The organism is Pseudomonas serbica (assembly GCF_028823535.1).
GTDB classification, from domain to species: Bacteria; Pseudomonadota; Gammaproteobacteria; order Pseudomonadales; family Pseudomonadaceae; genus Aquipseudomonas; species Aquipseudomonas serbica.
The window spans coordinates 102,638-115,141 of the sequence record NZ_JAQIYM010000014.1; the positions used below are offsets into that span (position 1 = coordinate 102,638).

Sequence of the window (12,504 nt, forward strand, 5' to 3'; positions counted from 1 at the left end):
TTGCCCGCACAAACCCGCGCCTACAAATCGTCGATCACTTGGTGGCGGCGCCATCCGGAACGAACACGTAGCCCACGCCCCAGACGGTCTGGATGTAGCGCGGCTTGGATGGATCGGGTTCGATCATCCGGCGCAGGCGGGAAATCTGCACGTCGATGGAGCGCTCCAGGGCATCCCACTCACGACCACGGGCCAGGTTCATCAGCTTGTCGCGGGTCAACGGCTGGCGGGCATTCATCACCAACGCCTTGAGCACCGCGAACTCGCCGGTGGTGAGCATGTGCACTTCTTCGCCACGCTTGAGTTCGCGGGTGGCCAGGGACAGCTCGTAGTCACCGAAGGTCACGCTTTCGTCTTCGCTGCCCGGCGCGCCCGGCACCGGAGCCGACTGACGGCGCAGGACCGCCTTGACCCGTGCCATCAGCTCGTCCGGGTTGAACGGCTTGGCCAGGTAATCGTCGGCGCCCAGTTCCAGGCCCTTGATCCGGCTCAGCTCATCGCCCTTGGCGGTCAGCATGATGATCGGGATTTGATTGTTAGCGCCGCGCAGGCGGCGGCAGGCGGTCAGACCGTCTTCGCCGGGCAGCATCAGGTCGAGGACAACCAGGTTGAACACTTCACGCGCCAGCAGGCGATCCATTTGTTCGGTGTTCGGTACGGCGCGGGCACGGTAGCCCTTGCTGACGAAAAAACGTTCCAGCAGGCTGCTGAGGCCCGGATCGTCGTCAACAATCAGAATTTTCTCGCCTTCAGCAATGTTTGCAGTGCTGCTCATTGGATGCTCCTTTGATCTCGGCGCGCATTATGGCGTAGCTGCCGTTATACGCACCGTGTGCATTGTTAGCAGATTTTTCCTTTATCGCCAGGAAACCGGCCCTTGGGCCGTTGCCCCGCGATGCCCCCGAATGGCAGAACGCTGGTTATAATGCGCGGCCTTTTGTGTCAGGCAACGTCTGATCGTTACGCCGGGTAGCTGCTTTTTATTTTCATGGCGCCGGCAGTAATTGTTCGATTTCACGGGTCAACGGGATACCTTTGATCCAGGTAGCGGCGCAGGCCAGGCCGCTCAACCAGACTCGCCGGGCCTTTATCTGTGCGCCTGCGAGCCTGCTTTCACAATTTGTCAGGTGGTTATATGGACAGCATCAACAGCCGCATCGCCGAGGAACTCGGCGTACGCCCACAACAGGTCGAAGCGGCCGTCGCGCTACTCGATGAAGGCTCCACAGTGCCCTTCATCGCCCGTTACCGGAAAGAAGTGACCGGCAGCCTCGATGACACCCAGCTGCGTCATCTGGAAGAGCGTCTGCGCTACCTGCGAGAACTCGACGAACGGCGCATCAGCATCCTTGCCAGCATCCAGGAGCAAGGCAAGCTGACCCCGCAACTCGAGCGCGACATCAAGCTCGCCGACACCAAGACCCGCCTCGAAGACCTGTACCTCCCTTACAAGCAGAAGCGCCGCACCAAGGGCCAGATCGCCCTGGAAGCCGGGCTCGGCGAGTTGGCCGATGGCCTGTTCAACGACCCGACCCTGAGCCCGGAAACCGAAGCCGCGCGCTTCATCGACGCCGAAAAAGGCGTGGCCGATGTGAAGGCCGCCCTCGAAGGCGCCAAGTACATCCTCATGGAACGCTTCGCCGAAGACGCGGGCCTGCTGGACAAGCTGCGCAGCTACCTGAAGCAGGAAGCCACCCTCAGTGCCCGCGTGATCGCCGGCAAGGAAGAGGAAGGCGCCAAGTTCCGCGACTACTTCGAACACGACGAACCACTCAAGAGCATGCCGTCGCACCGCGCCCTGGCGATTTTCCGAGGCCGCAACGAAGGCATCCTCAGTTCCGCGCTGAAAGTCGGCGACGAACTGCCGGGCACCATGCACCCGTGCGAAGGCATGATCGGCCAGCAGTTCGGCATCCAGAACCAGAACCGCGCCGCCGATAAATGGCTGGGCGAAGTGGTGCGCTGGACCTGGAAGGTCAAGCTCTACACCCACCTGGAAACCGACCTGCTGGGCGAACTGCGCGATGGCGCGGAAACCGAGGCGATCAACGTATTCGCCCACAACCTGCACGACTTGCTGCTGTCGGCGCCAGCCGGCCCACGCGCGACCCTGGGCCTGGACCCGGGCCTGCGTACCGGCTGCAAGGTGGCGGTGGTCGACTCCACCGGCAAGCTGCTCGATCACGCCACGGTTTACCCGCACGTGCCGCACAACAAGTGGGATCAGACCATCGCGATTCTTGCCGCCCTGTGCGCCAAGCACTCCGTGGACCTCATCGCCATCGGCAACGGCACCGCCAGCCGGGAAACCGACAAGCTGGCCGCCGAACTGATCAAAAAATACCCAGCCATGAAGATGACCAAAGTCATGGTCTCCGAAGCCGGCGCTTCGGTGTACTCGGCGTCGGAACTGGCCTCCAAGGAATTCCCGGATCTGGATGTGTCGATCCGTGGCGCGGTGTCGATTGCCCGTCGCCTGCAAGACCCGCTGGCCGAGCTGGTGAAGATCGATCCGAAATCCATCGGTGTGGGCCAGTACCAGCACGACGTGTCGCAGCTGAAACTGGCGCGAGGCCTGGATGCCGTGGTCGAAGACTGCGTGAACGCCGTGGGCGTCGACGTCAACACCGCCTCCGTGGCGCTGCTGGCGCGGATCTCCGGTCTCAACGCGACCCTGGCACAAAACATCGTCAGCCACCGCGATGAGCACGGCGCATTCAAGACCCGCGCTGCGCTGAAGAAAGTCGCGCGTCTGGGCGAGAAAACCTTCGAACAGGCCGCTGGTTTCCTGCGTGTCATGAACGGCGAAAACCCGTTGGACTCGTCGGCGGTTCACCCGGAAGCCTATCCGCTGGTTCAGCGCATCGCTGCCGAAACCGACCGTGACATCCGCTCGCTGATCGGCGATGCCGCGTTCCTCAAGCGTCTGGACCCGAAAAAATACACCGACGAAACCTTCGGCCTGCCAACGGTCACCGACATCCTGCAAGAGCTTGAAAAGCCTGGCCGCGACCCGCGTCCCGAGTTCAAGACCGCCGAGTTCCAGGAAGGCGTCGAAGACCTCAAGGATCTGCAGCTGGGCATGATTCTCGAAGGCGTGGTAACCAACGTGACCAACTTCGGTGCTTTCGTCGATATCGGCGTGCATCAGGACGGTTTGGTGCACATCTCCGCACTTTCGGAGAAGTTCATCAAGGATCCACGGGAAGCGGTCAAGGCCGGCGACGTGGTCAAGGTGAAAGTCATGGAAGTCGACATCCCGCGTAAGCGCGTAGGCTTGTCGATGCGCATGAGCGACACCCCGGGCGAGAAAATCGACGGTGCTCGTGGTGCGCGTCCGGGATCGGCGCCCCGCCAGTCCCAGAACACCGCACCGCGTAAGGAAACCACGGCCGCAGCGCCGAGCAACAACGCCATGGCGTCGCTGTTCGCCAACGCCAAACAGCTGAAGAAACGCTGATGGACATCCCTGCCGGGTACACCGAAAGCGCATTTTTCAAGTTGCTGGGCTGCCGTTTGCACAGCCTGGAAACCGGGGTGGCGCAAGTCGCCCTGGCCCTTGAGCCACAACTGCGCAATCGTGCCAACAAGCTGCACGGCGGGGCCTTGTTCAGCCTGGTGGACATTGCCATGGGACTGGCCTGTTCCAGCACCCACGGCTTTGACCAGCAGAGCGCGACCATCGAGTGCAAGATCAACTACATTCGCGCCGTCGCTGACGGTGAAGTGATGTGCACGGCCCGGGTGATCCACCCGGGTCGGCGCACGCTGGTGGTCGAAGCCGATGTGATGCAAGGCGACAAACTCGTCGCTAAAGCACAAGGCACGTTCGCTGTCCTGTAGCTACCGGTCATCATTTTGAGTTAATTTCAGCAATAGCCCTCTGTGGGAGCGAGCCTGCTCGCGAAGGCGGTGTGTCAGTCGGCGACAATGCTGACTGATCCACCCTCTTCGCGAGCAGGCTCGCTCCCACAGGGGGTTACTGCAATCAGTGATTGACCGATTCAGTGCGGCAGGAAAACCAGGCGAAAACGCCAGTTTTAACTTCACCCTTGTAGACCGTCTTGCCCACCCCCATATTGGGGCGACTGACGCGTGAAGGAATCCAACTTGAGCGAACTTCTCAACCGCCGCCTGGCTCTGCTCGGCGAGCGCGCTAACCTCTCTCTGCTCGAACAGTGCCTTCACGGCATCGAACGTGAATGCCTGCGCGTGACCGATGAAGGTCGCCTGGCGCAAACGCCGCACCCGGAAGAATTGGGTTCCGCGCTGACCAACGAACAGATCACCACCGACTATTCCGAGTCGCTGCTGGAGTTCATCACTCCTGCCCTGCCCGACCCGGCCGATACGCTGGCGAGCCTGGACAGCATTCACCGTTTTGCCTACAGCAAGCTCGGCAACGAGTACCTGTGGAGCCCCTCGATGCCGTGTCCGTTGCCGGCCGAGGAAGATATCCCGATCGCCTACTACGGCACGTCCAATATCGGTCAGCTCAAGTACGTCTACCGCAAGGGTCTGGCCCTGCGCTACGGCAAGACCATGCAGTGCATCGCCGGTATTCACTACAATTTTTCCCTGCCGGAGAAACTCTGGCCGCTGCTCAAGCAGGCCGAAGGTTTTGTCGGCACCGATCGCGACTATCAGTCGTCGTCCTACATCGCGCTGATCCGTAACTTCCGCCGCTACAGCTGGCTGCTGATGTATCTGTTCGGTGCCTCGCCGGCACTGGACGCCGGGTTCCTGCGCGGTCGTTCCCACCAGTTGGAACAGCTGGATCCGGACACCCTGTACTTGCCGTACGCCACCAGCCTGCGCATGAGTGACCTGGGTTACCAGAGCAACGCCCAGGCCGGCCTGACGCCGTGCTACAACGACCTGAACAGCTACACCGACAGCCTGCGTAAAGCGGTGGCGACACCCTACGCGCCCTATGTCGAAGTCGGCACCCACCAGGATGGCGAGTGGGTCCAGCTCAACACCAACATCCTGCAGATCGAAAACGAGTACTACTCCAACATCCGCCCGAAACGCGTGACCTACACCGGCGAACGGCCGATCCAGGCGTTGATGGCCCGCGGCATCCAGTACGTCGAAGTGCGCTGCCTGGACATCAACCCGTTCCTGCCGATGGGCATCGACCTCACCGAATCGCGCTTCCTCGACGCATTCCTGCTGTACTGCGCGCTGAACGACAGCCCGCTCTTGACCAACACCAGCTGCGGCAATGCGACCTCCAACTTCCTCAGCGTGGTCAAGGAAGGTCGTCGCCCAGGCCTGCAATTGCAACGCGACGGGCAATCGGTCGACCTGAAAGAGTGGGCTGGCCAATTGCTGGAAAGCATTGCCCCGCTGGCCGCGCTGCTGGATCAGAGCCATGGCGGCGATGCCCACAGCAAAGCGCTGGACGCGCAGATGGCCAAGGTCCAGAACCCTGCCCTGACGCCATCGGCCCAGGTACTGGCGGCAATGGCCGAGCACAAGGAAAGCTTTGCGCAATTCTCCCTGCGCCAGAGCCGTGCCCACGCCGAGTTTTTCCGTAGCGAGCCGTTGCCAGCCGAGGAACAGGCCAGGTTTGAGGAACTGGCGCGCTCGTCGCTGGCTCAGCAAGCGGAGCTGGAGCAGAACGAGGTCGGTGATTTCGATGTGTTTGTTGGGTCCTACCAGGCGAGCATCCTGGCGATCAGTAATTAAACAAAGATCACGCAAAACCAGTAGGAGCTGACTTGTAGGGTCGCGGCAGCGAAGGCGGTGCAACCGTCACACCGCGCCGCCTGGTTCGCCGGCAAGCCAGCTCCTACAAAGATGCTCTTAGAATTTTCCGCTCATAAGCTCATTCTAAAAAGTTATTTATTTTAGATTTCTTATATCATTTAGTCTCCTTTTCACGCCGACTCTCGGTCGCCTGACAAGGAGCTTTTCGATGAAACTGAATTTCCCACTTCGCTTGCTGGCGGCCGCCTCCCTGGCTGCGGCGAGTCTGTTCGCCCAGGCGGCCGACGTGACAGTCGCTTACCAGACCACCGTAGACCCGGCAAAAGTCGCCCAGGCCGACGGTGCGTATGAAAAAGCCACCAAGGCCAACATCGACTGGCGCAAATTCGATAACGGTGCCGACATCATCGCTGCCATCGCCTCGGGTGACGTGCAGATCGGCTACCTCGGTTCCAGCCCGCTGACAGCCGCTATCACCCGCAAAGTACCGGTGGAAACCTTCCTGATCGCTACCCAGATCGGCGCCGCCGAAGCCCTGGTGGCGCGCGACGGTTCCGGGATCAAGACCCCGCAGGACCTGATCGGCAAGAAAATCGCCGTGCCGTTCGTGTCCACCGGTCACTACAGCCTGCTGGCCGCGCTGAAGCACTGGAACATCGACCCATCGAAAGTCACCGTGCTCAACCTCGCTCCGCCCGCGATCATTGCCGCGTGGAAACGCGGTGACATTGACGCCACCTACGTGTGGGACCCTGCCCTGGGTGTGGCCAAGGAAAACGGCAAGGTGTTGATCACCTCCGGCGAACTGGCCAAGTTCGGCGCGCCGACCTTCGATGCCTGGATCGTGCGCAAGGACTTCGCCGAGAAGCACCCGGAAATCGTCACCGCGTTCGCCAAGGTCACCCTGGATGCCTACGCCGATTACCGCAAAGACCCACAGGCCTGGCTGGCCAATCAAGGCAACGTCGACAAGCTGGTGAAACTGTCTGGCGCCAAGGCCAGTGACATTCCGCTGCTGCTGCAAGGCAACGTCTACCCGCTCGCGGCTGATCAAGTGATTACGCTGGGCGCGCCGACCACCAAGGCCATCACCGACACCGCCACGTTCCTCAAGGAACAAGGCAAGGTCGACGCTGTGCTGCCGGACTACGCGCCGTACGTCAGCGCCAAGTTCATCACGGATTGATCGGGAGTTAATGACGATGGCTTTGCTACAGCTGGAGCGCATCAGCGCACAGTACCCCGGCAGCCCTGCACCTGTGCTGGCGGATATTTCCCTGACCCTCGGCCCCCGGCAGTTGCTGGTGGCCCTCGGCCCGTCCGGCAGTGGCAAGACTTCGCTGTTGAACCTGATTGCCGGTTTCGTCGAGCCCAGCGCCGGGCGCATCACCCTTGACGGTGTGCCGGTCAAAGGCCCAAGCGCCGAACGCGGCGTGGTGTTTCAGGATGACGCCCTGCTGCCTTGGCAGGACGTGCTGGCCAACGTCGGCTTCGGCCTGGAACTGGCCGGCATCGCCCGGGACAAACGCGAAGTCCGCGCCAGGGAAATGCTGGCGCTGGTGGATCTATCCGGCTTTGAAAGTCGCCGCATCTGGCAACTTTCGGGTGGCCAGAAGCAACGTGTCGGCCTGGCCCGTGCGCTTGCTGCCGACCCTCGCGTATTGCTGATGGACGAACCCTTCGGCGCCCTCGACGCCTTCACCCGCGAACAGATGCAGGAGCTGCTGCTGCAAGTCTGGCGGCGCACCGCCAAGCCGGTGTTCCTGATTACCCACGACATTGAAGAAGCGGTGTTCCTTGCCACGGACCTGATTCTACTGGCACCCGATCCCGGGCAGATCGTCGAACGTCTGCAGTTGGATTTCGGCCAGCGCTACGCCGCAGGTGAGTCGGCACGGTCGATCAAGTCCGATCCGCGTTTTATCGAAACCCGCGAACACGTGCTCGCCAAAGTGTTCTCCCAACGCAGCGCCGCCCAGCGGCAGGAGCGCGCATGAGCAGCTACGAAATTCCCGCCGCGGCAGTCAAGCCAGGTTCCGCGATCACTCCGCAGCGTCGCAGTTTGAGCACTCGCTGGATCAGCGTGCTGACGCTGGTCGCGCTCGTGGTTATTTGGTGGGCCGTCACCGCCACGGGAACGATCGAGCCGCTGTTTCTGCCGCCACCGTCCGACGTGCTGCAAAAGGGGTGGCTGCTGGTCACCAGCGGCTACATGGATTCAACCTTGTGGCAGCACTTGGGCGCGAGCCTGAGCCGCATCGGCCTGGGCCTCGGCTTCGCAGTACTGACCGCCGTGCCGGTGGGCATTGCCATCGGCGCCAACCGTATTGCCCGTGGCGTGCTTGATCCGCTGATCGAGTTCTACCGCCCTATTCCACCGCTGGCCTACCTGCCGCTGATAGTGATCTGGTGCGGCATCGGTGAGTTGTCGAAGGTGCTGTTGATCTACCTGGCCATTTTCGCGCCGATCGCCATCGCTACAGCGACCGGTGTGCGAACCGTCGACCCGGCCAAGTTGCGCGCCGCGCAGTCACTGGGTGCGACCCGCGCGCAGTTGATCCGCCATGTGATTCTGCCAAGCGCCTTGCCGGATATCTTGACGGGCGTGCGCATTGGCCTTGGTGTCGGTTGGTCGACACTGGTGGCCGCCGAACTGATCGCCGCCACCAGCGGCTTGGGCTTCATGGTGCAGTCGGCTGCGCAGTTCCTGGTCACCGATGTGGTGGTGCTGGGGATTCTGGTGATTGCGCTGATCGCTTTCGCCATGGAAATGGGCCTGCGCGCCCTGCAACGCAAACTGGTGCCATGGCACGGCCAGGCTCACTGATTTTCAAATGTGCGAGCGGGCTTGCTCGCGAAAGCGGTGTGACAGTCACTTTTCATTGCCTGACAGGCTGCATTCGCGAGCAAGCCCGCTCCCACAAACAGCTCGACCGCCCGAATTGAAGAGAACCACCATGAGCAACCTGACCATCGTCCCCCTCAGCTCGGCCCTCGGCGCGCAAATCAGCGGCGTCGACGTCAGCCAGCCACTGAACCTGGAACAACGCGACGCCATCGAGCAGGCGCTGCTCAAGCATCAGGTGCTGTTCTTCCGCGACCAGCCGATCACGCCGCAGCAGCAGGCGCGATTCGCCGCCAACTTCGGCGACCTGCACATTCACCCGATCTACCCGAACGTACCGGAACAACCGGAAGTGCTGATCCTCGACACCGCCGTCACTGACGTGCGCGACAACGCGATCTGGCACACCGACGTGACCTTCCTGCCGACCCCGGCCATGGGCGCGGTACTCAGTGCCAAGCTGCTGCCCGAGTTTGGCGGCGATACTCTGTGGGCCAGTGGAATTGCGGCGTACGAAGCCTTGTCGGCACCGCTGAAAAGCCTGCTCGAAGGGCTGACGGCCACCCACGACTTCACCCGCTCGTTTCCTCTGGAGCGCTATGGCAACTCGCCTGAAGCGCTGGCCCAATGGGAGCAAGCCCGGCGCAAGAATCCACCGCTTTCACACCCGGTGATTCGCACGCATCCGCTGAGCGGGCGTCGCTCGCTGTTCGTCAACGAAGGCTTCACCTCGAAGATCAACGAGCTGTCGGACACCGAGAGCGAGGCGATCCTGAAGTTCCTGTTCGCCCATGCGAGCCGGCCGGAATTCACCATTCGCTGGCGCTGGCAGCAAGACGACATCGCGTTCTGGGACAACCGCGTAACCCAACATTACGCGGTGGATGACTACCGCCCGGCGCGGCGAGTGATGCAGCGGGCGACGGTGTTGGGGGATGTGCCGTTCTTCCGCTGATCCGATCGTTCCCATGCTCTGCGTGGGAACGATCACGCCTGAACGCTTACTCAGCCGTCGAAGGTTTCTCCCAAAGATTGATCCCACCCTCTTGGGCAAACCGATCAATCTCCGCCAGCTCCTCAGCACTGAAGCTCAAGTTCTTCAACGCCCCGACGTTCTCGATGATCTGCTCCGGCCGGCTCGCACCAATCAGTGCCGAAGTCACCCGTGGGTCACGCAGGGTCCAGGCCAGTGCCAGTTGCGCCAGGCTCTGACCACGACGCCTGGCGATCTCGTTGAGGGCACGCACGTGGGCGATGTTGGCTTCGGACAAGTGCGAGGCCTGCAATGAACCGCCGCCCGGACGATTGACCCGCGCATCCGCCGGCACGCCGTTGAGGTACTTGTCCGTCAGCAGACCCTGGGCAAGCGGCGTGAACGCAATGACGCCGGTGCCGAGTTCGTCGGTGGTGTCCAACAGGTCTTTTTCCACCCAGCGGTTAAGCAGGTTGTAAGCCGGTTGATGAATCAGCAGCGGTACTTTCCACTCTTTGAGCAGCGCCGCCATTTCCCGGGTTTTCACCCCGGAGTAAGACGAGATGCCGATGTACAAGGCCTTGCCCTGTTGCACCGCCGTTGCCAATGCGCTGGCAGTTTCCTCGAGCGGGGTGTCCGGGTCGAAACGATGGGAATAGAAAATATCCACATAGTCCAGCCCCAAGCGCTGCAGGCTCTGGTCGAGGCTGGCAAGCACGTACTTGCGCGATCCGCCGCCCTGACCGTACGGGCCAGGCCACATGTCCCAACCGGCCTTGCTGGAAATGATCAACTCGTCGCGGTACTGCTTGAAGTCTTCACGCAGCAAACGACCGAAATTGATCTCGGCACTGCCGTACGGCGGGCCGTAGTTGTTGGCCAGGTCGAAATGGTTGATCCCCAAATCGAACGCCGTTCGCAACAATGCACGCTGTATGTCTATCGGTGTGCTGTCGCCGAAGTTGTGCCACAGGCCCAGGGACAATGCCGGCAGTACCAGACCGCTGCGACCCACGCGGCGGTAAGGGATGGAGTCATAGCGGTTTTCGGCAGCGGTGTAGGTCATCGAATCCTCTCTTGTCTGTCTTGAATCTGGTCTCGACTGCTTCGCCAGTCGCCCAGCATACGCCCAGACACTCGCCAAAAAACCACAGACTCGAGCAATTGCTGAAACGTTTCACAAACGATCCACTGTCACTGCGTCCCCGCAAACACCTCCCCCAACCAATCCACAAACACCCGAACCCGTGGCGACATGTGTCGGTTGTGCGGATACAGCACTGAAACCGGCATGGGTGGCGGCGGTGTGTCGGTGAGGATTTCCTTGACCAGGCCCTGGGCGATCTGCGCCTCCATGCGGTAGTGCGGGCACTGGATCAGGCCCAGTCCGGCAATCGCCGAGGCGGCATAGATTTGCGCGCCGAATACCGAAACGGCGCCCTCGATGGCGACCTCCCTGAGTTCACCCCCGACCATGAACTGGAACGGGAACAACTTGGCGGTGGTGCGCGAGACGTAGTTCACCGCACGGTGGTTTTTCAGGTCGTCGAGGTTTGTCGGTTCGCCGTGTTGACGCAGGTAGGCCGGGCTGGCGCAGGTGATCTGGCGCAGGTTGGCGACGCGTTTGCCAATCAGCGTGGAATCGCCAAGGGTACCGGCGCGCAGCACGCAATCGACGCCTTCGCTGATCAGATCAACGTGGCGGTCGGCCTCGCTGATGGACAGTTCCATGTCCGGGTAGCGCACCATGAATTGCGGTAAGGCCGGGATCACGAAATGTTTGCCCAAGGTGCCGTGCAAGTCGACGCGCAGCCGACCTTTGGGCGCCACGCTGCGAAACGCCAATTCCGCTTCTTCCAACTCTGCGAGCAATTGCACACAGCGCTGGTAGTACGCCTCGCCATCCAGCGTAGGACGCACCTTGCGTGTGCTGCGCTCGAGCAATCGGGTACCGAGCCAGGCTTCGAACTGATTCAGCGTATGGGTCAGCGTTGCGCGCGGCAGGTTCAGGTCATCCGCCGCCTGGGTGAAGCTGCTGCGCTCGTAGATGCGCACGAACACCTTCATGGCTTTGACTTGATCCACCCTGGGCTCCTTCGCTCGATTGTTGGCGATTATTGAACAGTCAAGGCAACTCTCGTGCATTTATCGGCCAGAGTAAACATGTGAGATTGGCCCCACACCCCATCGACAGGAACATCGCCATGACCACTCAAACTTCCCGGGTTGCCCTCGTGACCGGCGCCTCCCGCGGCATCGGCGCGGTCATTGCCAGGCAACTGGCCAGCGAAGGTTTCGCCGTCGCCATCAACTACGCCAACAGTGCCAGCGAAGCCTCAAGACTGGTGGTGGAGTTACGTCAGGCTGGCCGTCAAGCCATAGCGATCAAGGCGGACGTGGCCAGTGCCGACGACGTGCGCCGGATGTTCGATGAGACCGAGACACAACTGGGCAAGGTCGACGTGCTGGTGAACAACGCCGGCATCCTCAAGGTCATGCCGCTGGCGCAACACAGCGATGAATTGTTCGAGCAGAATTTCAACATCCATGCCCGCGGTACCTTCAACACCCTGCGCGAAGCCGCCACGCGCCTGAACAACGGCGGGCGGATCATCAACTTCTCCAGCAGTACCGTCGGCCTGAACCTGCCGGGTTATGCGGTGTACATTGCCAGCAAGGCGGCGGTGGAATCCTTGACCCAGGTGTTTGCCAAGGAAATGCGCGGGCGCGATATCACGGTCAATGCCGTGGCGCCTGGGCCGGTGGCGACCGATTTGTTCCTGCACGGCAAGAGCGAAGAGCAGATCCAGAACTTCGCGAAGATGGCGCCGCTGGAGCGTCTTGGGCAACCAGAAGATATTGCCCGGGTGGTATCTTTTCTGGTCGGGCCGGAATCGGCTTGGGTCAATGGGCAGATTTTGCGGGTGAATGGCGGATTGGTTTAACTATGCTCAAACCTGTACCGAGGTGA

At 61.4% G+C, this 12,504-nt stretch carries 11 protein-coding genes; 8 read left to right on the top strand and 3 right to left on the bottom strand.

Going from position 1 to position 12,504, the window contains the following annotated elements; all coding sequences use genetic code 11:
• Positions 1–34: 34 nt before the first annotated feature.
• Positions 35–775, bottom strand: coding sequence for an osmolarity response regulator transcription factor OmpR (gene ompR / locus NQL71_RS22685; RefSeq protein WP_020795794.1), 741 nt, complete (start codon positions 773–775; stop codon positions 35–37).
• Between the two features lie 360 nt (positions 776–1,135).
• On the opposite strand from ompR, the gene NQL71_RS22690 reads away from it, so the two are divergent.
• The 7 genes from NQL71_RS22690 (at position 1,136) to tauD (ending at position 9,515) form a co-directional block, all read left to right on the top strand.
• The gene (locus NQL71_RS22690) at positions 1,136–3,460 is read left to right on the top strand and encodes a Tex family protein (RefSeq protein WP_046815338.1); all 2,325 of its coding nucleotides are present in this window, start codon (positions 1,136–1,138) and stop codon (positions 3,458–3,460) included.
• Entirely contained in the window at positions 3,460–3,843 is a 384-nt protein-coding gene (locus NQL71_RS22695) for a PaaI family thioesterase (protein ID WP_020795796.1), read from the top strand. Before NQL71_RS22690 ends, NQL71_RS22695 begins: the two co-directional genes overlap by 1 nt.
• Before the next feature lie 267 nt (positions 3,844–4,110).
• Positions 4,111–5,694: a glutamate--cysteine ligase gene (gene gshA, locus NQL71_RS22700; protein WP_046815339.1), complete on the top strand. Its 1,584-nt coding sequence runs from the start codon at positions 4,111–4,113 to the stop codon at positions 5,692–5,694.
• Between the two features lie 229 nt (positions 5,695–5,923).
• Positions 5,924–6,901: a taurine ABC transporter substrate-binding protein gene (gene tauA / locus NQL71_RS22705; protein WP_166619011.1), complete on the top strand. Its 978-nt coding sequence runs from the start codon at positions 5,924–5,926 to the stop codon at positions 6,899–6,901.
• A gap of 16 nt (positions 6,902–6,917) precedes the next feature.
• The gene (tauB, locus tag NQL71_RS22710) at positions 6,918–7,712 is read left to right on the top strand and encodes a taurine ABC transporter ATP-binding subunit (RefSeq protein WP_046815341.1); all 795 of its coding nucleotides are present in this window, start codon (positions 6,918–6,920) and stop codon (positions 7,710–7,712) included.
• Positions 7,709–8,542 (top strand): taurine ABC transporter permease TauC, encoded by an 834-nt coding sequence (gene tauC / locus NQL71_RS22715; protein WP_274643318.1) that lies wholly within the window; start codon positions 7,709–7,711, stop codon positions 8,540–8,542. Before tauB ends, tauC begins: the two co-directional genes overlap by 4 nt.
• Positions 8,543–8,672: 130 nt before the next feature.
• Positions 8,673–9,515, top strand: a complete 843-nt coding sequence (gene tauD / locus NQL71_RS22720) for a taurine dioxygenase (protein ID WP_274643319.1) — start codon at positions 8,673–8,675, stop codon at positions 9,513–9,515.
• 46 nt (positions 9,516–9,561) lie between these two features.
• On the opposite strand, the gene mgrA is transcribed toward tauD, so the two are convergent.
• Together mgrA and NQL71_RS22730 are read right to left on the bottom strand one after the other, a co-directional pair.
• On the bottom strand, positions 9,562–10,599 hold the full coding sequence (mgrA, locus tag NQL71_RS22725; protein WP_046815344.1) for an L-glyceraldehyde 3-phosphate reductase: 1,038 nt from the start codon (positions 10,597–10,599) through the stop codon (positions 9,562–9,564).
• A 128-nt stretch (positions 10,600–10,727) separates the two neighbouring features.
• The gene (locus NQL71_RS22730) at positions 10,728–11,618 is read right to left on the bottom strand and encodes a LysR family transcriptional regulator (RefSeq protein WP_274643320.1); all 891 of its coding nucleotides are present in this window, start codon (positions 11,616–11,618) and stop codon (positions 10,728–10,730) included.
• Between the two features lie 119 nt (positions 11,619–11,737).
• Between NQL71_RS22730 and NQL71_RS22735 the strand changes: the two genes are divergently transcribed.
• Positions 11,738–12,478 carry an SDR family oxidoreductase gene (locus NQL71_RS22735; RefSeq protein ID WP_248687198.1) on the top strand — a complete coding sequence of 247 codons (741 nt, stop codon included), beginning with the start codon at positions 11,738–11,740 and terminating at the stop codon, positions 12,476–12,478.
• Positions 12,479–12,504 lie beyond the last annotated feature (26 nt).

What these genes read in the sequence shown, in the direction of transcription:
- ompR (WP_020795794.1), bottom strand. Translation starts at nt 775, where the DNA reads ATGAGCAGCACTGCAAACATTGCTGAAGGCGAGAAAATTCTGATTGTT.
- NQL71_RS22735 (WP_248687198.1), top strand. Translation starts at nt 11,738, where the DNA reads ATGACCACTCAAACTTCCCGGGTTGCCCTCGTGACCGGCGCCTCCCGC.
- NQL71_RS22695 (WP_020795796.1), top strand. Translation starts at nt 3,460, where the DNA reads ATGGACATCCCTGCCGGGTACACCGAAAGCGCATTTTTCAAGTTGCTG.
- tauD (WP_274643319.1), top strand. Translation starts at nt 8,673, where the DNA reads ATGAGCAACCTGACCATCGTCCCCCTCAGCTCGGCCCTCGGCGCGCAA.
- tauB (WP_046815341.1), top strand. Translation starts at nt 6,918, where the DNA reads ATGGCTTTGCTACAGCTGGAGCGCATCAGCGCACAGTACCCCGGCAGC.
- NQL71_RS22690 (WP_046815338.1), top strand. Translation starts at nt 1,136, where the DNA reads ATGGACAGCATCAACAGCCGCATCGCCGAGGAACTCGGCGTACGCCCA.
- tauC (WP_274643318.1), top strand. Translation starts at nt 7,709, where the DNA reads ATGAGCAGCTACGAAATTCCCGCCGCGGCAGTCAAGCCAGGTTCCGCG.
- mgrA (WP_046815344.1), bottom strand. Translation starts at nt 10,599, where the DNA reads ATGACCTACACCGCTGCCGAAAACCGCTATGACTCCATCCCTTACCGC.
- tauA (WP_166619011.1), top strand. Translation starts at nt 5,924, where the DNA reads ATGAAACTGAATTTCCCACTTCGCTTGCTGGCGGCCGCCTCCCTGGCT.